This is a genomic window from Brevibacillus sp. JB24b, from assembly GCF_051713385.1.
Lineage (GTDB): Bacteria > Bacillota > Bacilli > Brevibacillales > Brevibacillaceae > Brevibacillus_B > Brevibacillus_B laterosporus.
Map to the genome: position 1 here is coordinate 4,736,224 of NZ_JBNVQV010000001.1, position 25,291 is coordinate 4,761,514.

Here is a 25,291-nt window from a genome sequence, read left to right on the forward strand (position 1 = left end):
AAAAAGAATGGATAACAGTCGTAAATCATTTGACTCGCTATCCATTCCTTTTTACTTTTTTACGACCACTGAGGAAGCCTTGACTTACAATGGCTTTTCAACCTGTTGGCTATTTATCTGTCCCCGAGCCTTCTTTCTTGCGATTTTCCTTTGCTTGCCAATTGCAAGAACCATATACAGGGATGGAACCACAATCAGTGTTAGCAGCATGGAGAACAACAAACCAGAAATGATAGTAATAGCGAGCGGTTTGAACATCACACTGCCCGTAATCGCCATTGGCGTAAGCCCTGCTATCGCTGCCAGAGATGTTAACAGGATCGGTCTCAATCGGGCTTTACCAGCTCCAATAACCGCTTCCTTCAGTTCAACACCAGTATGTCTTGCCTCCTCGATAAACTCAATCAAGACAATCCCATTTCGCACAACAATCCCAGACAAGGAGATAAAGCCCGCCACTGTCATAAATCCGATTGGTGTTCTTGTGATGAATAACCCGATTAAGCTACCAGAAATCGCCAGATAAACCGTACTCATGACCAAAATAGGAATGGATAACGAATTAAACTGTATGACAATCAAGAGAAAAATGAGGAAAACCACTACAACCGCCAGCATTCCTAAATCAAGTAAAATATCGGTTTCCTCTTCTGTTTCACCAGTTACATTCCATGCATACTCTGCTGGTAATTCTAGCTTCTCTATCTTCTCTTTCAATTCCCTCATCACATCATCGGCCGTCCGATCCCCTACATCACTTGTAATCGTGACACTGCGTGATAAATTGTAGCGAGGAATATTCTGTAATGATAAGGCTGGCTTCATTTCCGCTATCTGAGAGACAGGAATGAGTTGCCCCTGAACGTTTGGAACTGTAAGCTGTTGAAAGACTTGCTGAGTCGTCATTCCCGACTGATCCGCAAGCAGAGTGATATCAACCAAATGTTTCCCATTATCAAATTGCCCCATAGGAATTCCTTGGCTAATCAGGCGTAATGTCCGCGTTAAGTCAGCTTCACTGATCAGCTTCTTATCCATGTTTCCCTGATTCACATTGAATTGCAGGGAATACTGCTCATTACCAAGGGTATCGTTTATATTATAGGTTCCCCTCGTTTCAGCAATCAGTTGTTTTATTTGCTCCGAAATGGCATATAGCTGATGCAAATCGTCTCCATACACCCGAATGGCTACCGGACTTCCTGTATACATCGCTGCCTTTACACTATAGGGAATAATATTTGCTTCTGGGTACATCTGTTTAAACTGTGCCATCCACGGCTTCAGGATTTTTCTTGAATCCATCTGCTTATTATTAAATGTAATTACCAATTGTGCCATATTTTCTCCTGACCCGACAGGTGGTGCACTCGGAATCATCTGTGGCCCATTCCCACCTACGAAAGCAGAGACCTTTTCAATATGCGGCTGCTGCTGAATCCACTCTGTAACGCTCTGAACAATTCGATCTGTTTCCTGCAAATTACTGCCAACAGGCGTGCTAATGTTGACAATCATCTGTGGTCTGTCGTCATCAGGAAAAAGCTGAACGGGTATAAATGTAATCAATCCATAAAACACGGTTGCTATCAATACCCCAATTACTCCTGTTTTTAATGGATTCTTCAGCATTATCGGCATTACGCGATCCCCATACCAATGAATCAAGGAATTGATTTGTTTTCCTAATAGACCAGATGGCTTCTGGTAGTTTGTCTGTTTTTTGTTTCGTCTCTGGTTCCATTCTCTAAAAATAGGAACTATCGTAAGTGACATGAGCATTGAGGCTAGCATCGTAAAGATGATGATCACCGGAACAGGAAAGATAAAGTGCCCCGCATCTCCAGGGAGAAAAATGATCGGCCCAAACGCCGAGACCGTAGCAAGAGTAGCTGTGATAATCGAAACTGAGACCTCTTTGGTTCCAAGTACGGCAGCCGTATACGGGTCTTCCCCCAGTACAGACAGCCTTCTCTCGATATTGTCGTTCACCACTACTGCATCATCCACTAGAATACCAAGTACAATGATGAGCCCGAAGATCGTCATCTGGTTGAGTGTAATTCCAAAGAAAGGAAGGACAGCCATCCCTGCTGCCAATGAGATTGGAATCGCCAAGGCTACCATCATGGATGTCGTCAGGTTCAAGCCTAGCATGCATATGAAAAGAACGGCCACAATAGCAATCAGCATCTCGTGAAACAGTCCGGAGAAAAGCTCATCAATTCGATCCACCTGGGAAAAAACCGGTTCTTTTTTTACCCACGAAGGAAGGTTCTTTTCTAACGTTTCTAGCTTTTGATCAATGGCTTTCTGAACACCTGGAACATCGCTTCCCAATTCGGCATTTATGCTGACCGTCACAGCAGGCTTCCCGTTATAATAGGTTCGATATTCAAGTCTTTTGGTACTGTCTGAAATCGTCGCGATATCCTGAAGATAAACAGGCACTCCCTCTTTTGTACGGGTCACAATTACTTTGTTGAATGTGTCAGCCTTGTAGCTAACAGGCAAGGTAAGCTGATATTTACGGGTGTCAATGTTGACATCACCAAGTGGCGTCGTTTCGTTTTTCGTTCGAACAGCATTCATTACCTGTGTCCAGGAAATTTTGTATTGTTGCAATCTTTGTGCATTTACATATATTTTTAGTTCTTGTTTTGGCAACCCGAGTATAGAGACGTCTGAAACACCAGGTATGGTACGAAGCTGGTCCTTCCAAAGATCAAGTGTATCGCGTAGCTGAAGGATTTCTTCAAATGATTCAGCCGTAATTTGAAAGGTCTGTATAAACGTACGACTCATATCATCATTAATGATTGGTTGCTCTGCTTCCTCAGGTAAATCAGCCTCAGCATCCTTCACTTTTTTCCGCAGCTCTTCAAATACCTTTTTCGGTTCGACTTTACTCTCTGACCGAACGGTAATAAGGGATATCCCAGAACGGGATTCGGAACTAATTGATTTAATGCCTTGAACCTCATTGATCTTTTCTTCCAATTTCTTCGTTACGGTTTGTTCCATTTTTTCTGGAGTGGCCCCTGGATAAATGGTCGTGACCGTAGCTATACTGACAATGGTGTCTGGTGATTCCTGCTTAGGAAGTGAGAGGGAAATGAATATCCCAATCAGCACCACCATCGTAAAGAAGACAAGCGTTATTTTTCGCTTTTTGATGAAATATTCAATCATGCTGTTTGCCCCCTCCCACGGCAACAATGTCACCGTCGAGCAATCGGTCAGCACCTTTCGTAATCAGCATATCTCCTGCTTGAAGCCCTGATGTAATTTCCAGAAAGTTATCAACGTACTGGCCAATGACTACAGGTGTCTTCCTTGCTTTACCATCTTTTATCACATAGACGAAAGGACCGGACCCTCGGCTAAAAACAGCTTCTACCTGCACAAAAATTCCTTCTTTTTGTGACAAGGCACGCTTCGCACTCACTACTTGTCCGGGAAACCAGTCATGCTTTGCATTATCAATCACAACTTCTACGCTGATCGTACCTGTCTGCTCATTGGTGGCCGGATAGATTTTTGAGACCTTTCCTGTCCGTTTTTGCTCATACAGTGTAAATTCGACTGTATCTCCTACATTCCAGGCAGATATATCCCTGTCAGGTACGGGTAAAACTGTTTTCAGTTGGGTAATGTTGCCGATACGGTAAACAGGAACACCCGGACTCGCCAGTTGTCCCACATCCACTAATTTTGATAGTACTGTTCCAGTAATCGGAGCTTTTATCTGTGTTTTTGCTAGAGTGGCTGCGGCCTGATTTCGACCAACAACAGCACCCTGATAGCTCGCTTGAGTCGAGCTTATATCTTCCGCCCGGGCCCCTGCCATTACAAGCGAGTAGGATTGCTGGGCCGAAGCAAAGTCTTTTTTAGCAAGTTCAAGTGCATTTTTGACATTCTCAAGCTCAGTTTGAGGGATCACACCACTCTTATAGAGTTGCTCCATGCGTATGTAATCTTTTTGTGCCTTTTCCAGCAAGATTTTCTTTGCATCAACCGCTACTTTTGCTTGATGGACCTCTTGTTCTCTGAAGCCGTTTTTTACTTTAGCCAAATTAGCATTCGCACCATATACATTAGCCTCGGCCAAAGCTAGCTGGAGAGAGTAATCTGTGGAATCAAGCTGGGCCAAAATGTCCCCTTTTTTTACTTGATCTCCTTCTTTGTATGGTAAAGACTTGACCTCTCCTGCTACTTCAAAAGATAACGTTGTTTCTTCCTTGGGAGCAAGCGTCCCGGGAAGCTCACTCATCTCTTTAAATGTTTTCGCTTTAATAGCCTCTGCTACAACTATTTTCGCCTCCTGCGGTTGAACAGTTGCTTCCTTATCTTTACTGCATGCCGTCATCACGATCATCGAGAGGGATAGTATGAGTAGAATCCAAAACCTTTTTTGTACGGTAGCATTCATGTTCTTATCACTCCTATAATTTAAATCTGTTAGATTGTGAAAACTGGCTTCATTCGGAATGAAAATTCATTCTGTTTTGATAAGGGGGGTCTGAATTAATGAATTCTGACCGCATCCCAACATGCTTCTTGAACACCTGCAATTAATTCTGATGGATTCTTAATTTCGCAAAACCGAATTGCCTTATTTAAAGCGATAAATGCACCGTCAACGATCGTAAGCAATGCATCAGCAGGTAATGGGCGAATAATGTTCTTTTGTTGGCCCTGACTAATAAAGTCAATAAAGAAATCCCGTAGCATATTGTAGGATTGGCGACTAGTCTCGTCCAGATAATGCCTATTCGCATGTGAATCAAGAAACAATAATGCATACATATTGTTCAATAAATAGCTAATAACCTGATTGGAAATGTGCTGAAATTGCTCATATACATCTTCAGAAGAATGGGGATATCCTTTTTTCACAATCTCTAGCAAATCCATTACACATTCTTGAAACAAGGTATTGACGAGGGACTCCTTATTTTCGAAATACCGATAAAGAGTACCGGCACCAACTCCCGCTTTCTCGACAATCATCGGAACTGTCGTCCCATCAAAGCCTCGTTCCTCAAAAAGAATTAGTGCAGCTTTCATTATTAAATCGCGTTTAGATTCCGACACTTCCTGTAACCCCTTTGCGGAATGAATTTTCATTCTATAAGGCGAGTATAAATCACAGCTAAGACGATTGTCAATTATTGTAAATAGTATATAGTGTAGCAGAACTTTATTCATGTACAACATAACTGCGGGGTCACTCCGGGTAATTTGCTATCAGAGTGCTACTTGCGTGATTTTTCTTGTCTCTTCAAATAGAAAAAAGATGACTCCGATAAGGGGGGGGGCATCTTTTGGGTTATCTGATAAGGTAGTTTCCCATTTTTAAAAGGGATTACTTTTATCTATTTTGTTACAGGAATAGAATTTGTGTCATCGAACAGATCAGTTAGTTCTCTGTGAATCATCGTAAATCCATTGTAATCGCCTCCCATCCATCCCCTTATTTTTCTTGTCAAATCTTTTCCTGATGGATCTAATAGAGCCTCTTCCAAATGATCCGAGAGATCCTCTTGGCTAATTTTTTTACCATCCTTATCCTTCGCATCAAGTATGGCGGCGATTCGCATGGAATCAGCGAGAATTTCTTTTAATTCAACCGTAATATTCTGATCGGTCACTTTCTTATCCACCTACTGTTGCAAGACCTACTCAATCAGCTCGTGATCGTCCTGCATGTATGTCTATCCTCCCATTCAAAAAGAATGCTGCGCAGCCTATTCTTTTTGCTTGTCATAAGGTATAACGTAAAAAATTGAATTCTCTTTCTCTTTTTTTCAATTTTTTTCTTTTCACTTTTTAGAACATAAAAAAACCCGAATGAAAGACTTCCTTACATGCGTCTTTCATTCGGGGAACAATTATATTTTTTTGTTTTTGTCATTGCACCTTATTCCGTAACAATCTCTTCTGAATTACGCTTCCAAGGACCATAACAAATGAGTAATAAAGGAATGATTCCAAGCAGCGTAGAAATCCCAAAGAATGTATACGTTCGCAAAATACCGTAGTATTCCATGACCCATCCTGCTGTGTAATTAGCAAACATAGAGCCTAATCCCACTCCAAAGGAAGCAAATAGAGCTAGAGCTGTTACCTGCAAGGAAAGAGGTGTATTCTCACGTACATATTGGGCAGCCGTGGCTAAGAATAGACCGACAGATAATCCTTGTAGGAAAAATAGGCTTAGGATGATTGTCGTACTTGGAGCTGATCCGTAAAAAAACCACCTGGCACCTGAGACAATACAAGCAAATAAGAGAGTTTGCTCCAAGCCAATTTTTTTGATAAGACGTGATGCTAGTTTCATACAAGGCACTTCACTACCTGCAAACAGTAAGAAAGCAAGACCTAATGTGGCGATCTCTCCACCGATATGCTGATAGTATAGATTAAACCAGGTGTTATGAGCATTCATCGAACCGAATACGAAAAATGTACAAAGGAGAAAGAGTATAAAGCGTGGGATTTTAAAAAGTGTCCCGGCTTTTTTAAAGCTATTACGTGGAAGCTCCTTGCGCTCAATTCGCTCATCTGGAATTCTGATCAAAAAGAGTACAGCGAGAAAATAAGCAAGCCCTGTGCTGTAAAAAATAGCGGATGGACCCCACTGCTGAACAGCCAAGGCAGTAAGAAAGGCAGCAATAGCAAATCCAATGGCCCCCCATAATCGAATACTGCCAAAATGCATGGAGCGCTTGCTAACATAGCTAAGTGTTAAGCTATCTGAAATCGGGATAGCCGCACATTGAAAAATAGACCAAAACGCAATCGTAAAAAACACCCATGCGTAAGTATTAATGAAGGTAAACAAAAATGAGATACAGGCTGCAGCGATCAGAGCCAGTATTAACGCCTTTTTTCGAATTTGAAACTTATCACAAATCATTCCCCAAACTGGCTGTAGCAGTAAAGATACCACAGGAGTGATCGAACTGAGAGTACCAATTTCAACTCCCGTTAAATGAATGGATTTAAAGTACTCTGTTAATAGAGGCGAGTAAGCGCCCATAGCGTAATACAAAAAGATATAAAGTCCACCTAGGGCTACGTAAGCATTTGAAGCGCTTTCGTTTGTAAAAGTATGTTGGTTATTTTTGCTGTTCATGCAGTTTTCTCCTCTACTTTCCACATAAAGAACAGCTTCAATCGGAATTACCGAAGAAGCTGTTTTCGTATCAGATTGCTACTTTTACACTTTTGTCTATTCTTTTACAGTAGGTAATAGCTTATCAAAATTTACCGTCCGTATTTTTTCCCAGGTTGTAGGGTCATTCTCATCAAACTGTTCGAGAAAAGCGATGACTTCTCTTGTTAATGGTGTAGGGGTAGATGCACCTGCAGTAACAGATACACTTTTTTTACCCTTTAGCCACTCAATATTAAGCTCAGACAGATCAGAAATGCGATAACTAGGAATACCCGCAATCTCCTCAGAAACTTGTGCTAAGCGATTCGAGTTATTACTTCGAGGATCTCCCACTACTATGGTTACATCTGCTTTTCCAGCATGTTTTGCTACTGCTTCCTGCCTAACCTGTGTAGCCATACATATTTCATTGTGAACCTCAACGGAAGGATATTTCTCCACAATGGCTTCCATAATATGCCTTACATCCCATTGGCTCATCGTTGTCTGATTTGTTACCACTAATTTGTCGGTCGTAACGTGTACGTTTTGCAAATCTTCCAGCGTTTGAATCAAATGAACACGATCAGGTGCTATCCCAATCGCTCCCTCTGGTTCAGGATGTCCCTTTTTACCAATATAGAGAATATGGTAGCCTTCATCTACCTTTTCCTTAATGAGATCATGTGTTTTCGTTACATCAGGACAAGTAGCATCCACAACCGTCAGACCTTTTTCTTTCGCTTTTTTACGGACTTCTGGCGATACCCCATGAGCAGTGAATATAACCGTTCCATGATCAATTTTATCTAAAAGCGCTAGACGATCTTCTCCATCCAACGTGATAACTCCTTCACGTTCAAAAGCATCTGTCACATGCGCATTATGCACGATCATTCCCAAAATGTAGATAGGGCGCGGCACATTTTGATTTTTTGCCGTTTTAATAGCCAGTACCATGGCATCCACTACGCCATAGCAATAACCACGGGGAGCAATTTTTACAACTTCCATATCAGCATAGCCCTCCTTTTCTGCCCCTTATTATAGCATTAGAATGTGCTTTCACGCTTTTGTTCATAAATTCTTACGTTATTATAAACAATCCGTAGCATTGGTGTCTCTATTCCCTGCTGTTCGGCAAGGCGCAGCAAGTAACCTTGCAAATGCTCTCCTTCAATTGGGAGTCGTTTCTCCATATCCCGTAGCATGGAGGATTTCATTTTGTAGCCCTGTTGCTTAAAAGTATCCATCACATGATCTACCATTTGAGCAGAGATTGGGGCACCAATCTCTATCATAACGCTCACACATTCTTCTGTTAATTGTTTCGTCAGCTCGATTCCAAATGGAGAATCGCGAATTGGTCCTACTGCTGCGTTCATCAAGGTGGTAATACCTGAAAGCATCGTAATAAACAAATATTTTCGCCAAGCCTCCTGCTGTATGTTATTGGACAGTTCGAAGCTCGCATTTGCTACTTTTACATACTCATATAAACGCTCTACTCGCTCTGACGTACCACCATTCCATTCCCCAAAAGCTAGCCGATGAGCCTTACTGGTTTGTATGATATCCCCGTCAACGCTAAGCGTCGTTTCTATAAAGCACAATCCGCCCAAAACCTTATCTGCTCCAAAACGCTCCTGTAGTGGTTGCATATGAGCAATTCCATTTAAAAGCGGTATGATCATTGTATCCTCGCCCACATATGGAGCGATATCATTGATTACATCATCTAGTTGGTATGCTTTTGGAGATAACATAATGACATCAAAAGGGGTCGCTTCTTCTCCAGCTAGTAATAAGGCGGGGTAAACTGTGGAATCGCCATTAACACTTTGAATAACTAGACCTCGCTCTTCTAGCTGTGCCTTACGCTTTTGGCGTACAAGAAAAGTAACATCTCTGCCACCCTCCACCAAACGACATCCAAAATATCCACCAATTGCTCCCGCACCTACCATTAGTATCCGCATTACACCAACCCCCTATAATCAATTGTCCTATTGTATCTTCTCACATATATTGTAGCTGGTTTTTGGGAAATCCCAAGTAGAATTTTTGAAACAATGTGTAGAAAAATCGGCTCTACAAAAGGAGTCTTTCAAAACGAAAGAGCTCCTTTTTAACTGTATTGCACATTTATTTATGATCAATCCCAATAATTTCACTAATATGGGTAAATCCATCTCGCTTCATTAGCTGAACCAAACGTTTGTTGATCTCTGTGACAGCACCTGGTCCCACATAGATCATGCTCGTATAAATCTGAATCATAGATGCTCCTGCTCTCATCATGCGGTACGCATCATCACCAGTGAAGATACCACCTACCCCAATAATGGGCATTTTGTCGCCTACTGCTTTATAAATATCACGAACGCATTCGGTTGAACGTGGCAATAGCATTGGACCACTCAGTCCCCCTGCTTCTTTTGCCAGCGTAGGATCGGACACACCTTCTCGAGACAGAGTAGTGTTGGTAGCAATCAATCCATCCATTTTCTCTTCTAGAGCAACATAAACAACATCGCTCATATGCTCATCCGACATGTCTGGGGCTACTTTTAATAGGATTGGTTTACGCTTCGCACCGTATTTCTCTAGCTGATCCGCTTTTTGGCGGATTGTCCGCAAAAGATGACGTAAACTATCTACTTCCTGCAAGTCACGTAAGTTAGGAGTGTTAGGTGAGCTTACATTAATCGCAAAGTAATGCCCATAGGGATATAAAGCTTCGAGGCATTTTTCATAGTCACTTGCTGCTTGATCATTAGGAGTTAGTTTATTTTTTCCAATGTTTACCCCAACTGGCATGCAAGCATCTTGATAATGACTCAATGATTTCGCTGCTGCTTGTACACCGTGGTTATTAAAACCCATACGGTTGATGATCGCATCATCTTCCTTTAAACGAAAACAACGCGGCTTGTCATTACCTGGTTGGGCTAGTGGGGTTAACGTACCTACTTCGACATGGCCGAATCCAATTGATCCGAGTGGAACATAAACCTCAGCATTTTTATCGAATCCAGCTGCCAGTCCCACTGGATTAGGGAATACGATATCCCATACTTTATTGACGAGCATTGGATGTTCATAACCATACATCATATTTAATACCCTTTTGCCTAAAGGAATGCTGTCGGCCATTCGTAGTCCATTAATCGCATTCTCGTGTGCCGATTCAGGATCCATTTTAAATATAAACTTTTTTAGGTGCTTATACATTGTTGCCACTTCACTCCTAACGCATATTCTGTTCTCGATATAAGAGCATACCATAAACCTTTGGCATTGGATATAAAGTCAAAAAAAGAAAAAGTGCCATACCTTTTTTAACAAAAAGTATGTCACTTTTTCAAATGAATTATTTTTATAATCTGGAACTTATTATTTACTTGCTACTAGTAAAGCATCTTCCAAAGTAACAAATGGCAGATTGTGTGTATCCGCAACTGCTTTATAGGTTACTTGACCATTAATAACGTTAACACCTTTTCCTAGAGCATGATTGCTACGGATTGCTTCTACATATCCTTTATTAGCAATTTGAACAGCATAAGGAACTGTGACATTTGTTAGAGCAAGTGTAGACGTACGAGCTACTGCTCCTGGCATATTTGCTACTGAGTAATGGATAACACCGTGTTTTTCATATGTTGGGTTATCATGTGTAGTGATACGATCAATCGTTTCAATAGAACCACCTTGGTCAATAGCAACGTCAACGATCACAGAACCTGGAGCCATCGTTTTTACCATTTCTTCTGTTACCAGACGTGGAGCACGCGCACCTGGGATTAGTACTGCTCCTACTAACAAGTCCGCTTTTTTCACAGCGTTAGCAATGTTAAAGCTGTTAGAAATCAATGTATGAACACGTCCACCAAATAGGTCATCTAATTGACGAAGACGATCAGCACTAATGTCTAAAATAGTAACATTTGCACCTAGGCCTACTGCCATTTTCGCAGCGTTGGTACCTACAATACCACCACCAACGATAACAACCTCACCTTTTGGAACACCTGGAACGCTTCCTAGAAGTACACCTTTACCACCGTATGGTTTTTCTAGGAATTGAGCTCCGATTTGAACAGACATGCGTCCTGCCACTTCACTCATTGGCATTAACAGAGGAAGAGAGCCATTTGGCATTTGGATGGTTTCATAAGCGATTGCAATCACTTTTTTATCAACCAATGCCTTGGTCAATTCTGGTTCTGGTGCCAGGTGCAAGTAAGTAAATAGAATTTGTCCTTCACGGAAATAGTTATATTCAGAAGCAAGTGGTTCTTTTACTTTCATCACCATATCAGCCGCCCATGCATCTGCTGCTGTTGGCACGATAGTAGCTCCCACTGCTTGATATTCAGTATCAATAAATCCACTGCCTAGTCCTGCATTTGTTTCAACTAACACTTGATGACCGCTTTGTACCAATGCTGTCACTCCAGCAGGCGTGATCGCTACACGGTTCTCGTTGTTCTTAATTTCTTTAGGAATCCCGATAATCATTATTAAATCCTCCCCTTGATAGCCCCTGCTCAGTTCTCTTTCACTTACAATTTCTTCTTCACTTCTCAATAATACAGCGTTTTCATAAAGGGAGCATTAGAGATTCCTTTGAGAGAAAAAGCGTTCATTTGTGAATTTTCACAAATGCGCAAAAAAGTTATTCCAGCTTCATTACCTTTAAGTCAATATAGAGCGAATACCGCTGGTTAGGATCATCTAAATCAATCTGCATAATTTCCTCAATTCGTTTTAATCGATAGCTGAGCGTATTAATATGGATATGCAGATGAGCCGCTGTTCGGTTAACCTTTCCGACATGATCGAGAAAGACTTCCAATGTTTCGGTCAAATTGGTTTGATTGTCTTGGTCATAATAAAGTAGTTTAGCTAATTGATCATTTTTGTAGGCTTGTTCTTTATTCCAGCTCTTCATCTGTGGTAAGAAACGGTAGATCCCTAATTGTTGAAATCTCAATATCCGCTCTGTCTCATGAGGGAACAGCCGTTTTATAGCGTTCGTCTGCAAAGCCTCTTGATAGCTTTGGCGTCCTTCGATAAGTGAACAAACAGAACGGCCGCAACCAATATGGACTTTTCCTTTTCCAAACTTGTCTGTGAGCTTGGACATGCATTCCTCTAAAAATTGCTCGGAATAAACAACTAGAGTATCTTCTGACACAGCTTTCCCCTTAGGATGCTGCATGAGCAAAATCAGCTGGGAACCATCTGTTAGATTGTAAATTTTATCTCGCATCAATAGGGGATATAGCAATTGATGTATCTGTTCACCCTTGCCTTCCAAAACCTCTATGGTGCAAATAAGCAATGGAGGAACAATTTTCATATGTAGGTTTATCGCCTTCTGCTGTAGCTTCGTCTCCTCACCGTGCCCACCAAGTAAAAGCTCCCACAGAAATTCTTTTTGTCTATCCTGCTCTGCTTTGCGCTTTCCTTGTCGTTGTAGCAGTCGAGGCACCGCTTCCTTCGCAGCCTGACGAAGAATTTCGTCATCCCAGGAGGTCAAGGGGCGATTTACCTCTTGTGCCCAGATATAGCCCAAGATATCATTGCCTCTACGTATGGCGATTGCAACCCGCTTTCCAAGTCCAATCTCTTTCTTTTCAGGAATATGTACGGGGTCCTTTTGCGAAAAGAGCTGTTGAAAAACGCCATCCTTCCAGAGGCGTGTTAATACTTTTTCTGGCACGCGTCGTCCCATGATCGTAGACCAACGAGCCTGATCTGTACTATCTCCATGCGAACTATATGCAATCAATCGATGATCTAAATCTTCAATGGTAATCGGATTTTGTAATAGTTCACCTATAATATCCGCCAATTCATCAATATCACTATGCTGATGCTGCTCAAAATATTTTTGTTGCATACATGAATTCCCCGCTTTTTTAGTTACCTACATGGATCCGTTATCATCCTTTTGTCTCTTCATTATAACGAATGGGCATAGGGGGAAAAAGCGATTTTTTAAACGAATTTGTTTCCATTATTTGCCCCTACATCTGTTGTTCAACCACTTGCCTATTTGCAAAATTCTTTTGAAAGATATAGTAGTAAAAAATGGCCGCTAGAAGCATACATGTGCCGTGTATGAAGAACAAGAAGCTTACACCTATATAGACAGGGAAAGTAACAGCGATAATTCCCAACGTAATAGAATGTGACAGCATCATCATAGGCGTAAGACACCCGTATACTCTTCCAATTATTTTGGGGTCAACGAGGCTTGGCAACCAACCACCAAAACCTATATTTAATAAGGGAAAAGCCAGAGAAATGAAAAAATCAAGGAGAATAAAAACGGAAACGTTGTTCGTAAGACCTGAGGAAACAACCGAGATCCCCATAATCATAAGGGAAAGAACTGCTATGTGATATAGTTTCATTTTAGTTGCTAAATAGGACCCGACTACACTTCCAAACAAAGCACCTACTCCTGACACAATCCCCATCCATAGCAATACTGTCTCATATGACTCTGGAGCAAGTTTGTACTTCAATGCGTAAGTAGGAATGAGTGCATAACCGGCATTTATAATTCCAAATAGAAAAAAAGCACTTGATATGGCTAATACTAGTTTATTATTCCAAATATATCCAACACCTTTACTGAAATCTGATATCAAGGCTCCTATTGATACATCTTTCCACGATTTCTCACCATTTGGCAATCTGATTTCTACTTTGATATTGCATAATTGGATTAGCAATCCAGATACCAGATATGATATGGCATCTACCAAGATTGCTCCCTCTATACCAATGTGCCAATAAAGAAAGATACTAATGGAACTGCCTACTAATATAAGAATACTGTTTACCATTTGATTTAAACCGGTAGCTACTGGATATTCCTTTTCGGTTAAAATGCCTTGCATGATAGCTCTTTGTGCAGGACTAAAAAAATTAGAGACTGCACTCCTCACAAATATGATGAAAAAGGAAAGGACGATGGAATCAATGGCAATAGCAAAAAGTAATCCTAGAGAAAGAAAAGCACAAATAAAATCCGCCCAAGAAGCAATCTTTTTGCGATCAAAACGATCTGCCACAGCACCGATGAACAAGAAAATGACAAGCATGGGGAGAGAGTACATTAATTCTGTAATGGTGGCAAAGATAGGCTGTGAAGAAAATCTTGTAAGAATATACAATGTGAATGCGATGAGACCAATTTTATTGCCCATAGAGGAGGTTACATTCGCCAGAAAAAGATATGTATAGTTTTTATTTTTGAATATTCTTATGATATCCAAGCCAAAATCTCCTTCTTAACGTACAAATATTTTTAGATGCGACAGGGCATGATTGCATGTACTTACTTATTGTCTTAGATGATCATGCCCCAAAATTGTTTGGCATGGATATCTATCATTTTCGTTATCATGATAGTAAATAGGAACATTACCTAGGTAGTAAGTAACCTATGCCTAACTAATTCATCTAAAAACATCTGTATATCATTTGTAATCATCGTATTTTCTGTATTAACATTAAATTTTCCCGATATCTCTTTTAGTATCTCTTCTAGCGTAATTGTTTCTTTCGTACAAATATGTGTCCACAGTGTACAGGCTACTTCATCCTCAAACAATATCGTTTGTCCTTCAGGTGTGAGGACAAATATACCCTCTACATTTTGATCATAAAAGATATCTTTGTTTACTTGATAGGGAGACATCATCAGGAAGGAACCTCCTCTTTTGATTTTCTAAAATAATTCCACATATGTTTTTTCAAGTTACTTTTTATAATTTTGCACTCTTCCGTGTTTGTACCATCTATACTGTCTGTATCGCTCCATTGGATAGCTCTACATCCACCACCACACATATGTTTAAATGTACATTTTCCACAAATCGGTAAGTTATCCGTGATTCTGTTTCGTGATGCAGTAAAGACAGGAGATTCGTAATAAATTTCTTCTAACGATTTGTCTTTTACATTTCCACCTAAAAACTCGGGATTATGCATGATTTTACAGGGAAATACATCCCCTTTACTATCAACCGAAAACTCACTATACGCGTGACCACAATGATTTTTAATGTAAAACTGGTTAACAGCATCAAAATTAGGTTGTTTGTTGATGATTGTGTTTTCGATTTTTATACGTTGCACATAATTTAATTCGTGTTCGTGAGTCTTGCCTCTTCCTAAAGATGCTACAGGAGCTATAACAAGCCGGATGTTATTTTTATTTGTATAATCGATTACGTCCTCCACAGCATCCATATTATTTTTCGTGATTGTCTGGTTAATTTTTAACTTACAACCAGCTTCTAGCAATAAATCAATGGCCTTTTTCGCCTTCTGCCACGATCCTTTTCCCCTATTTTTGTCATGTTCGTCCTCGATCATGGAATCAAGGCTTATCGTTACTAATTTCGTGATCTCAGCAATTTTGTTAGCTATCTCTTTGTTAGAAATAAAAGAACCGTTTGAAATCATATGGACATTTAACCCTATAAAATTAGAATATTCCATTAATTCCACGAGATCTTTTCGTAAAAATGCCTCTCCTCCTGTAAAAACAATTGTTTTTGTCCCTAATTCCTTTACTTCTGTGATGACTCTTTTAGCCTCTTCGGTAGAGATATCATTATCCATAGATCTGCTGGGGCTACTTTCTGCATAACAATAGACACAATTTAAATTACATTTGTATGTTGTAACAAAATAAACAGATTTAGGTACAGGTTTGTGCGTACTTTGTTTGTTCTCAGTATCTACATTAAAACTATCAATCTTATACAGTCTAATCAAACCAATGACCCTTTTTACCAAACTTGCATCGTACTGTTCATCAATTAAACCCTGCGGTGATTTTTTGTTATAAATCATTTCATGCGCTACTTCATATTCTTTCTGATTCAACACAATCCAACTACTCACCAAGTAATTATGAATAATATAATCTTCCTTTTCTCGATAGACAGCTAATTTTGGAAAAGTTAATACATCATCGGTTACTAACATCGTATCATTCCTTTCCTAATAGAAATAGTAATGGCACTATTTTTACAAGTAGTGCCATTACTACTATTACCTATGTGTCTTACGCTCCTGCTCCGTTTTTTGAACCACATTGACAAGAATCAATTACATCAATTACGCCAGGGTTTACTACTTTCACTTTTGGTGTTGTATAATTTTTCATACTCTCACCTCCCTTCTATAAATAGCATAATTTAACTTTACTTAAATTTACTGTTAATTCAATATATTGTCAATAATTAAAATATTTTACTTTCACTAAAAAAACCAGTTAAACATTGATATGTTAATTTAACTGGCTTTACTTATCCTATTATCTATTTAATAGAACTGCTTTCTAACCAACGAAACATAGCTTTCGTATATTCTCCAATCTGCTCCGAAGTAAACAAGTGGGACGCATCGTCCACCAGCCACAACTCATGTGGTTTATGATGCAGGACAAGAGCTTTAGCCAAACGAGTGGCATGTTCTACTCCTACATTCTCATCTACTTGACCATGAATGATCAAAACTGGACAGGTGATTTGTTCAGCTTGTCTCACAGGTGAACGGCTATCATAGGCATGGGGAGCCGTATCTGGAGAGCCCATTATTTTTTTCAATAAAGACTGCATATCCTGGCGTTCTGAATACGTGAGGTGCATATCACTGACACCGCTCCAAACAACTACGGACGCATAACGATTAGGAAGCATAGCAGCACGTAATGCCATCATGCCACCACGTGAAAAGCCATATAGATGTATGCGATTAGTATCTACAAAGGGTATGTTAGCGAGCAAAAAATACGCTTGGTGCACATCCTCCATCTCTGCTCCGCCAAATTCATCTCTACCAGGAGCTCCCTCGTTCCCGCGATAATGGGGAGCAACAACGACATAACCGAAAGCTGCCATTTGAGAAATCCGTAGTGGCTGAACCCTTCCGATTTTTTTATAGCCACCTCGGCAGTAGAGAAGGGCTGGCAAGGGCTCTACCACCTTTTGATATGGGATCAGTTTCTCATCTGGAATAGCTAAAAGTGCTTTTACAGGGTGAGTATCACTAAGATAAGTTACCGTGAACAAAGCCACCTCCGGAATGGCTCGTTCTTCTTCCGTTATCTGCATAATCTCAGGAACATCTTGCAAAAGTTCTCTCCACATGTTTTATTACCACCTGTTCTCTATAAATATCCAGATTTTATGCTAAAACATGAAAAAGAAAAGAGGAACCATGATAGTTCCTCTTCTCTGTTTATAAACATCGCTGCGATTAGTATCCGCGCTTATTCTGTTTTTTATTGATAGTAGCTATGTTTTCTTCGCTGTGTTTCATCCATTTTTTCATTTTGTCTTCAAACGAATCCTTAGGAGTGTCACGCTTATTAAAGCCACGGTCTCCACCACGATTCCCACCACCACGATAGCCGCCACGGTCTCCACCGCGCTCTTTTTGTTCGTCGCGAGCTTCGCGTTCTGGTGCTGGTAAAGCTGCGCGAACGGAAAGGGAGATCTTACCTGCATCATCGATGGAGAGTACTTTAACCTTTACAGCAGCTCCAACGGAAAAGTGATCATTAATATCCTTTACAAAACCATTTGCAACTTGGGAAATGTGAACTAGTCCTTGTTGCGTTTCATCCACAGCAACAAACATACCAAAAGGTTTAATTGCCGTCACTTTTCCTTCAATGATGCTTCCAACTTCTACTGCCATCCATTTTGCACTCCTTTTATCTTTTCACCAAGTGTCGAGAACCCCACTTCATACAGGCTCATTTCCTAAGTATAGCAGACAAAACGATTCAATGAAAAGCCCATTCTTCACTTTTATACTTGTACCATATCTGTTTTATTTAGGAAAAGCTGGTAAGCATCGGTAGCCATTACCAATTCTTCATTAGTTGGGATTACCATAATCTTAACTGGAGAGTAGGCACTATTGATGAAGCCTTCTCCTTTGTTGTTGCGATTTGCTTCTTTATCGAGAATAACACCAGCGTATTCTAGTCCGTTACATACCAATTGACGAACCAATTGACTGTTTTCGCCAACACCTGCTGTAAAGATGATACCATCGATACCATTAAGGCGAGCCAAGTACAGACCGATGAAGTCATGTAGACGTTGTGCAAATAGCTCAAGTGCTAATTTAGCACGCTCGTTACCTTCTGCTGTTGCTTTTTCTATGTCACGCAAGTCACTGGAGATACCAGATAACCCTAGTACACCGCTTTCTTTGTTCAAAATATCCATTGCACCAGCTGTATCTGTTTTTTCGATTTCAGCGATGTATGGCAAGATACCTGGATCAATATTACCGCTACGAGTACCCATCATTACACCAGCAAGTGGGGTCATACCCATAGATGTATCAATGGATTGTCCATAACGAACAGCTGTAATACTAGCACCACTACCAATATGACAACTAATTAGGCGTAATTTTTCTTTTGGTGTACCCATTAATTGCTCAGCACGTTGTACGACATAACGGTGGGACGTTCCGTGGAAGCCGTATTTACGAATACCGTATTTCTCGTAGTATTCATATGGCAATGGATATAAATACGATACTGGAGGCATTGTTTGGTGGAAAGCTGTATCAAATACGGCTACATGAAGCGCATCTGGGCGAATTTTTTGCGCCAATTCAATCCCCAGTAGGTTGATAGGGTTATGCAGAGGTGCAAATCGAGACAATGCATCGATTTTGCGTTTTACCTCGTCTGTAATAATAACGGATTCCTTGAAATCCTCTCCACCGTGAACGACACGATGAGATACCATAGCGATATCGTATTGCTTGTATTTATCAAAAATAGCATTAATTGCTTGTTCATAAGCATCGCGTTTTACTTCTTCTACAATGCCTTTATCAATTACTTTACGGGAAGGCAATTCGAACAATTGATATTTTACAGAAGAGCTTCCACAGTTTAAAACAAGGCTTAGCTTTTTCTCTTGTGCTTTAAACTTAGAGTAAGTGTCGCCATTATCAACTGGTACAATAACCTCTAATTCCATATTGTTTTTAAGACCAGCAGCATTCGCTTCATCTGTATCGATGTGCAATTCTAAACGGAAATCCTTATGCACACGGCACAATACATTTTCAAACACAATGGAACGAGTACCTGGAACTTCAACGGATACAAATTGTTTGTCTTTTACGCCAAATTCTTTTGCTTCGTCTTCTGAGAAGTGAATGTGACGGAATGCAATGATAACACCTTCATCAATGGTAACAGTTCCATGAGGCCCTTCAAGAGTGATACCTGGACTACCTTTAATATCTCCGGAATCACGCACTGGAGGCTCTACACCCAAGACAAAGCTGTCAGTACGGGATACTTCTAGTTGCGTTGCTTTACGTACCGGTCCTAATACACGCACTTTATTAATTCTACCTTTTGGTCCAACAATGTTAACCGTTTCTTCTGATGCATACTGACCAACTTGTTTAAGATCTTTTAGCTTTTTAAGCTCATAGCCAGGACCGAATAATTGATCTAGATCTTGTTGTGATAAGTGAATATGACGGTTTGAAATACCAACAGGTACTTTCATTTAACAGACTTCCCTTCTTTTTCCTAATTCTATAGTGGTGTTATCTCTCTTTATAATGGTTGATTTCCTAAATTTTATCATCAACCCTACGGTAAAATGTTAACACCTGTGAGTATTCTGTTACAACATTTTTAAACTTTTTTGTTTTTTTCCGAAAATTGTATAGACAAATAAAAATATTATGCCAATGGACGCTCCCGAAAAATCAAGAACAACATCCGTAACAAGTGAGGAGCGATCCGGTGTAAAGGACTGATGCCATTCATCTAACACCCCTAGAAACAGGCTTAAAAATAGGCTCCATGGTAACGAATAAGTAGGAGAGGACAAATAGCGAATGGCTTGAAACAGCATGATTCCAATGAACATAAAACCAAAAAAGTGTCCTGCTTTACGAATTAAGAATTCTAAAACTCCCTCTACACCATTATTTTCAAAACTTATCTCCTTGTTTACATACTGAAATGAAATATTTCCAACTTTTTCTTGAATACCATTTAGATCGATATATTTTTTTAATTGTCCACGCATATCCTGTTGTCCATACGGTTGAGAAGAAAATACGAATTGAACACCTAGTGCCAGTAGTAGGATACATACGTACAATAGTCCCTTTCGACGATTCATAGGTCACCTCTTTGAGAAATAAAATGATGTTCACCATTATACCTGAAAGATTAACCAATGGAAAAAAGGCTATCCAATTAGTTGACAGCCCCTTTTCCATCTACCACTTATAGACATATATCGTTATGATTGATTTGCTTACCTATCCGTACGCGGTAATGGTTGAAAGTCTTCTGGACAGAGCTTTTCACGTCTATCTCCAGATTCTTCTACGCTTTCTTTCTTCATTTTTCCTTTATTTACTAACCACCCTACTCTTTCGTCAGAATCACGTGATTTCGTGAGAGAACGTCTCCCTCTATTATTCCACCAATGGGTAAATGATTGGCGTAGTATGACTCCTATGTGGTCTCGATGCTCTTTTTGTTGACTAGGTCCATATCGATATAAGCTTGGTACTATATAGAGCATGATCCATGGAATACATAGGAATCCTACTGACATAACTCCCAAGAAAGAACTAAAGAAATAGCGATTCGTCCATCCAAACAAGAACGGCAGAAACGGAATGAAAAAAACGCCCACGATACAAAGAAGGCTTGGCATATACATAAATGTAGCCGTTTTCCCCCTATGTGATTGAATTAAGCTCAGCTCTCCTTGCTCTGGGTACTCTTCAAAATAACGACACATTAGCAATATTTGTTGTGTTAAAAAAGTAATCAATGACAGTGTAGCAAATACCGCTGGCTGATTGACAGGTAAATCCCAAATCGCTACCCCTGCAACTAATGGCACCACCAGTAGCGGTGTCAGTAAGATAACGATGATCGTCGAACGCAACTGTTTCAACACAGTAGCTACCAATAGAGCAATCAATATACTGATCGTGAATGTGACAATGAATGGCCCCTTTTGTTCCCAGCCTTTTACACTGTGCTCCTCTAGTTCTTTATCAAGTGGCGTTACTATTTTATAATCGGTTGGCAATTGAATTTCTTTTTTGAAGGTTTCTGGCATGCTGTAATACAGAGTCCTTGGTGTAGTCGGAAACTTCCCTTCTCCCTGCTTTTTAACGGTTGCATGAATATTGATTTGATACGTCTTATCCGTCCGTATATAGGTAGGAGATAGAGCTTTATGTTGCATGATCACTAACTCTCCCAGCGGTTTCAGTCCATTGAGGGTCTTTATAGGCGCTTGTTGTAGCTGGTCAGGATAATCCATGTACAGCTTAGGATAACGTAGTACAATCTGACTTTTCACACCACTCCATTCTACCGTACTCACCTTTTGTGGGCCTAAGTAGCTGTTCATTTGCTGCTCTACATCTTCAGCAGATACACCGTATAAACTAGTGATCTCAGCTTTGGGAACGATCTCCATTTGTTGCCCTTCTGAATTTTCACTGGTCATCACATTGTATACCTGTGAGGATAACCCGTCGCCTGTCTTTTCCATTACTTGTATGACTTGATTCGCTACTTCTTTTACTTTTGACAAGGAGGGGCCTTGAACGGTAAATTTCACTTTCTCTTCGTTCTCTACCCCTGACTGAGCAAATTTAACTGAATAATTAGCATCTGGTACATTGGATAATATTGTATCAATACTCTGTTTTATTTTATAACTACTACGCTCCCAGGAAGATTGATTTTGATACTGTAAATAAAACGTGATGCTAGACGGTGTCACATCCATATAGGAATCTTGAAGCTCAGGAATCGTTTTATGTAGCATGATTTCCGTATCCTTGGCCTTCTGAAGAGCTTCTACCATTGGTGTGTAGGGCGGAAGGTCCAATGTAAAAGTTTGACTAGTGTCACTTAGTGTTTTGGATTCATTTTGATTCCATTGTAAGAAAGGGTCAGCTTGCATAAACGGGCCACAAAAGAAGTAAACACCCCATGCAGCAAGTAACGCTAGTAGATATGGTAATAAGCCCAGTTGCATACGCTCGTACCAGGTTGATATGATTTTTTGTTGTATCCAATTCCTCATGCGTTGAAGGGCATGGGAATCTGTATTTTGATTAAATTCTGTACGTGAGCTACGACGATTTATGCTCCTTATGTGCTTGCTAGGTTGCTCGTGCTCGTTGGAATCAGGTCCTTTTCGTGCCCGAAGCCATAGAGCAGCAGTTGTTGGTAGAACGTATAAATAGATCAGACAAACCCCGATTCCACCCCAAAGCAGGATCGGAAGTGCTGGTAATAAACTAAGCTTGTCCTCTTCTTTTAAAAGGCGACTATACAAAAGGGGGATAAACAATAAACTAACGATAACAAGCGGAAGGATAATAGGAATCCACCTGCTCTTAGTCGCCTGCCAAACCTGTTGATCATTCCAGATCTGTATGAGCGCATAGCGTTCAAATAAGAGCATTCCTGCTCCTAGACATAGGGTAACTATCACCAACAGCGGTCCGACAGAAGCAATGGTAAAGGTCTGATCTGTAAAATAAAGACCAGTCGCTAGCACGAGCAAGGTTAGGAGAACGGAGACTAATAACAATAATCCAGCCTTCCACTGGCGCATCCGATAACCAATATAGAGAGCTGCCAAAATGGAAACTCCACTAAAAAGAGCAAGGACAATCCGCATGGATGCCAAAGCCTCCTGAAGTGCTCCAGGTCTGATAAACAATTGGTATTTCTGGTTTGCTTCTCTATTTAGCTCAGCTGTTTGTTGACGGAGCTGCTGATCAATTGTAAGAAGGGATGCTTCGTTTGCTGCGAAAAGCTGATACTCAACTACAGGCTCTCCGTGATAGAACCTCAGTGACTCACCAATCTCATGACGGGAATCACGAATATCAACCAATTGATGTAATGCTACTTCCCCTTTTGGTGTAGAAACGGTCAACTTAGATATATCTTCCAATGAATGAGACGTATTATTCCATGAGAACGCGGTGCCATCTACACCTTCACCAATGCTTCCAAGTGATTCATTCTTCCCTTTATTTTGTAACTCTCTTACAATGTCACCTGGTGTTAGCTGATAGGCTTGAAGCATAGAGGGACGAAGTAATAATTCAATCTCATTTTGTACATTGGGTGATTTTACTACTACCTGTGATATCCCTTCGATACGTTCGAGCCTACCCTTTATCTCGTTCTCTGCCAGTCTCTTCAATTCAGGAATAGCCAGACCAGTCATAAACATAGTTGCAACAGGCTCTTGATATAATTCCTCCTGTTTTACCGTAATAGAATCCTTACTAATCCCCAATCCTTCGCTATCGTTTAGCTTAGCTTGTAGCTTTCTATAAAAATCATTGCCAAAATGATTCTCTGTCTCAATTTCAATTTTTGCTTGCCCTTCCGTCGAGATAGCTGTTAGCTTTTTAATTCCAGAAAGCCCTCTAATCATTGCTTCAGCTGGTTGAGAAATCTGTGCTTCTACTTCATCTGCTGAAAGTCCCTGAGCTGTAATCTCAACTTGATAAATCGTTTTTTTTACATCAGGAAACACGAGCAAAGGTATGGAAGACAGCGAGATTAATCCTAGTAACAAAATAAGTCCCACTGTAAGAAGTAACAACTGCTTTCGCGGATGTTTCGTCATAGTATCACTCATGGGAACTCTCCTTCACGGCTTCACCCTCTGCTACGTATGATAAACCAGATCGAACTATGACCTGTCCATCAGAAATTCCCTCTTTAATTTGATACATATCATTGTGAATAGCACCTACTGTAACGATTTGCCGCTTTGCTTTTCCCCCATCTATGACAATTACAAAGCGTTCCCCATCCTGTAAGCCGACTGCTGATACGGGAACATAGATATCCTTACTGTCTTTGCTTGTAATTTGGATAGAGACAGTCATACCTGTTTTCCAATTTTGTGGGTTTCCTAGCACGGCTACTTCTACCGTGTATGTACCCTTTTTCTCATCTAGTATGGGGGATACGAATGTGACGACGCCAGGAATGGAGGTATTTCCAACCGATTGAATCGTAAGCTCTGCTCCCTGCTTCCATTGAGTGATTTGACCACTATTTACCTGAAGATTGACAATCCAAGCACTATCGTCCATTAGCTTTACAACAGCTTGGCCAGAACCTATCTGCTCTGAAACATTCTGGTTTACCTCAGCAACGATCCCAGAGAAAGGGGCAATCAATTGGGTGGCTTTTAATTCCTGTTGAGCTCTAGCCAGTTGTACCTGCGCCTGTTTAATGCCAGCATGTAAAGTGGTTTGATCAGCGAAGCTTGGCTTTTGCTGCAATTTAGAAGAACGATTCTGCTCTGCTTGCAAATCAATCATAGCTTGTTTTTGTGCTTGATCCAGTCGATCCAGTTCGCTTTTAGCAATAGCCCCGCTGTCGTATAATCGCTTTCCTTTTGACAGCTCATCGTTGGCTACTGCAAGCTTCTGTTTTGCCTTATTAATTTGCAATTGCAGATCATACAAGTCATGCTGATCAGCCCCCTGTAAGCCTTTTATTTTTTCAGCACTTGCCCGTGCCACTTGAGATTCGGCAGATGCAATTTCCTGTTGCCATACAGTCGTATCCAACTGGGCTAACACTTTTCCTGCCTCTACTTTATCTCCTTTTTTCACGTTGATTTGAGCTATTTTACCGCTTGCTCCAAAGGATAAGGACATTTCCTTGGCCGCGGCAACAATTCCATAGGTTGTGCTCCTTTCATTTGCTTCTAAAGTGGATACACGATAGCTTGGAACCGTCTTTATTTGTAGACCCATTTCCCCCATAGCAAAATATCCTTCTCTCATTTCTTCCATCTGATCAACATTCGATTTCATTTTATCGCAACCACTCAACATAAGTAGGAATGCAACACCCAATAACATCCTTTTTCTCACCCGATCACTCCCCGGAGTAAAAATTTCAAATATTTAATTAATTCATTGTATATGGATATCTTAGCAGTTACAATAGCTTTCAATATTTTAAAAAATAATATAACCGCAAAAACATAAATAAAAGAGCAACCC

19 protein-coding genes are annotated in these 25,291 nt (G+C 40.4%); all 19 read right to left on the minus strand.

Annotated features, from left to right (window positions below; all coding sequences use genetic code 11):
- Positions 1–84: 84 nt before the first annotated feature.
- Positions 85–3,192 carry an efflux RND transporter permease subunit gene (locus ACQV1I_RS22235; protein ID WP_116334295.1) on the minus strand — a complete coding sequence of 1,036 codons (3,108 nt, stop codon included), beginning with the start codon at positions 3,190–3,192 and terminating at the stop codon, positions 85–87.
- The gene (locus tag ACQV1I_RS22240) at positions 3,185–4,432 is read right to left on the minus strand and encodes an efflux RND transporter periplasmic adaptor subunit (protein WP_116334296.1); all 1,248 of its coding nucleotides are present in this window, start codon (positions 4,430–4,432) and stop codon (positions 3,185–3,187) included. The genes ACQV1I_RS22235 and ACQV1I_RS22240 overlap by 8 nt, the downstream gene beginning before the upstream one ends.
- A gap of 95 nt (positions 4,433–4,527) precedes the next feature.
- On the minus strand, positions 4,528–5,097 hold the full coding sequence (locus tag ACQV1I_RS22245; protein WP_094700459.1) for a TetR/AcrR family transcriptional regulator: 570 nt from the start codon (positions 5,095–5,097) through the stop codon (positions 4,528–4,530).
- Positions 5,098–5,378: 281 nt separating this feature from the next.
- Positions 5,379–5,654, minus strand: a complete 276-nt coding sequence (locus ACQV1I_RS22250) for a hypothetical protein (protein WP_116334297.1) — start codon at positions 5,652–5,654, stop codon at positions 5,379–5,381.
- A 269-nt stretch (positions 5,655–5,923) separates the two neighbouring features.
- A complete protein-coding gene (locus ACQV1I_RS22255; protein ID WP_116334298.1) occupies positions 5,924–7,141 on the minus strand; it encodes an MFS transporter in 1,218 nt (405 codons plus the stop codon).
- 96 nt (positions 7,142–7,237) lie between these two features.
- On the minus strand, positions 7,238–8,176 hold the full coding sequence (locus tag ACQV1I_RS22260; protein WP_116334299.1) for a 4-hydroxy-3-methylbut-2-enyl diphosphate reductase: 939 nt from the start codon (positions 8,174–8,176) through the stop codon (positions 7,238–7,240).
- Positions 8,177–8,214: 38 nt separating this feature from the next.
- On the minus strand, positions 8,215–9,141 hold the full coding sequence (locus ACQV1I_RS22265; protein ID WP_116334300.1) for a ketopantoate reductase family protein: 927 nt from the start codon (positions 9,139–9,141) through the stop codon (positions 8,215–8,217).
- Positions 9,142–9,307: 166 nt separating this feature from the next.
- On the minus strand, positions 9,308–10,396 hold the full coding sequence (locus tag ACQV1I_RS22270; protein WP_094700454.1) for a quinone-dependent dihydroorotate dehydrogenase: 1,089 nt from the start codon (positions 10,394–10,396) through the stop codon (positions 9,308–9,310).
- Between the two features lie 162 nt (positions 10,397–10,558).
- Complete coding sequence (gene ald, locus ACQV1I_RS22275; RefSeq protein ID WP_018670337.1) at positions 10,559–11,686, minus strand: alanine dehydrogenase; 1,128 nt, start codon at positions 11,684–11,686, stop codon at positions 10,559–10,561.
- A gap of 157 nt (positions 11,687–11,843) precedes the next feature.
- Positions 11,844–13,073, minus strand: a complete 1,230-nt coding sequence (locus ACQV1I_RS22280; RefSeq protein WP_116334301.1) for a PucR family transcriptional regulator — start codon at positions 13,071–13,073, stop codon at positions 11,844–11,846.
- Between the two features lie 127 nt (positions 13,074–13,200).
- Positions 13,201–14,460, minus strand: a complete 1,260-nt coding sequence (locus ACQV1I_RS22285) for an MFS transporter (RefSeq protein WP_116334302.1) — start codon at positions 14,458–14,460, stop codon at positions 13,201–13,203.
- Positions 14,461–14,612: 152 nt separating this feature from the next.
- Positions 14,613–14,888 carry a PqqD family protein gene (locus tag ACQV1I_RS22290; RefSeq protein ID WP_197262317.1) on the minus strand — a complete coding sequence of 92 codons (276 nt, stop codon included), beginning with the start codon at positions 14,886–14,888 and terminating at the stop codon, positions 14,613–14,615.
- The gene (locus ACQV1I_RS22295) at positions 14,888–16,183 is read right to left on the minus strand and encodes a radical SAM/SPASM domain-containing protein (RefSeq protein ID WP_094700450.1); all 1,296 of its coding nucleotides are present in this window, start codon (positions 16,181–16,183) and stop codon (positions 14,888–14,890) included. Before ACQV1I_RS22295 ends, ACQV1I_RS22290 begins: the two co-directional genes overlap by 1 nt.
- Before the next feature lie 335 nt (positions 16,184–16,518).
- Entirely contained in the window at positions 16,519–17,349 is an 831-nt protein-coding gene (locus ACQV1I_RS22300; RefSeq protein ID WP_116334304.1) for an alpha/beta hydrolase family protein, read from the minus strand.
- Between the two features lie 109 nt (positions 17,350–17,458).
- Positions 17,459–17,902, minus strand: coding sequence for a S1 RNA-binding domain-containing protein (locus ACQV1I_RS22305; RefSeq protein WP_018670330.1), 444 nt, complete (start codon positions 17,900–17,902; stop codon positions 17,459–17,461).
- A gap of 113 nt (positions 17,903–18,015) precedes the next feature.
- Entirely contained in the window at positions 18,016–19,755 is a 1,740-nt protein-coding gene (locus ACQV1I_RS22310) for an acetate/propionate family kinase (RefSeq protein WP_018670329.1), read from the minus strand.
- 120 nt (positions 19,756–19,875) lie between these two features.
- Positions 19,876–20,382 carry a VanZ family protein gene (locus ACQV1I_RS22315; RefSeq protein WP_116334305.1) on the minus strand — a complete coding sequence of 169 codons (507 nt, stop codon included), beginning with the start codon at positions 20,380–20,382 and terminating at the stop codon, positions 19,876–19,878.
- A 138-nt stretch (positions 20,383–20,520) separates the two neighbouring features.
- Positions 20,521–23,904, minus strand: a complete 3,384-nt coding sequence (locus ACQV1I_RS22320; protein ID WP_116334306.1) for an efflux RND transporter permease subunit — start codon at positions 23,902–23,904, stop codon at positions 20,521–20,523.
- Positions 23,897–25,159 (minus strand): efflux RND transporter periplasmic adaptor subunit, encoded by a 1,263-nt coding sequence (locus ACQV1I_RS22325; RefSeq protein ID WP_147304266.1) that lies wholly within the window; start codon positions 25,157–25,159, stop codon positions 23,897–23,899. Before ACQV1I_RS22325 ends, ACQV1I_RS22320 begins: the two co-directional genes overlap by 8 nt.
- Between the last annotated feature and the right edge of the window lie 132 nt (positions 25,160–25,291).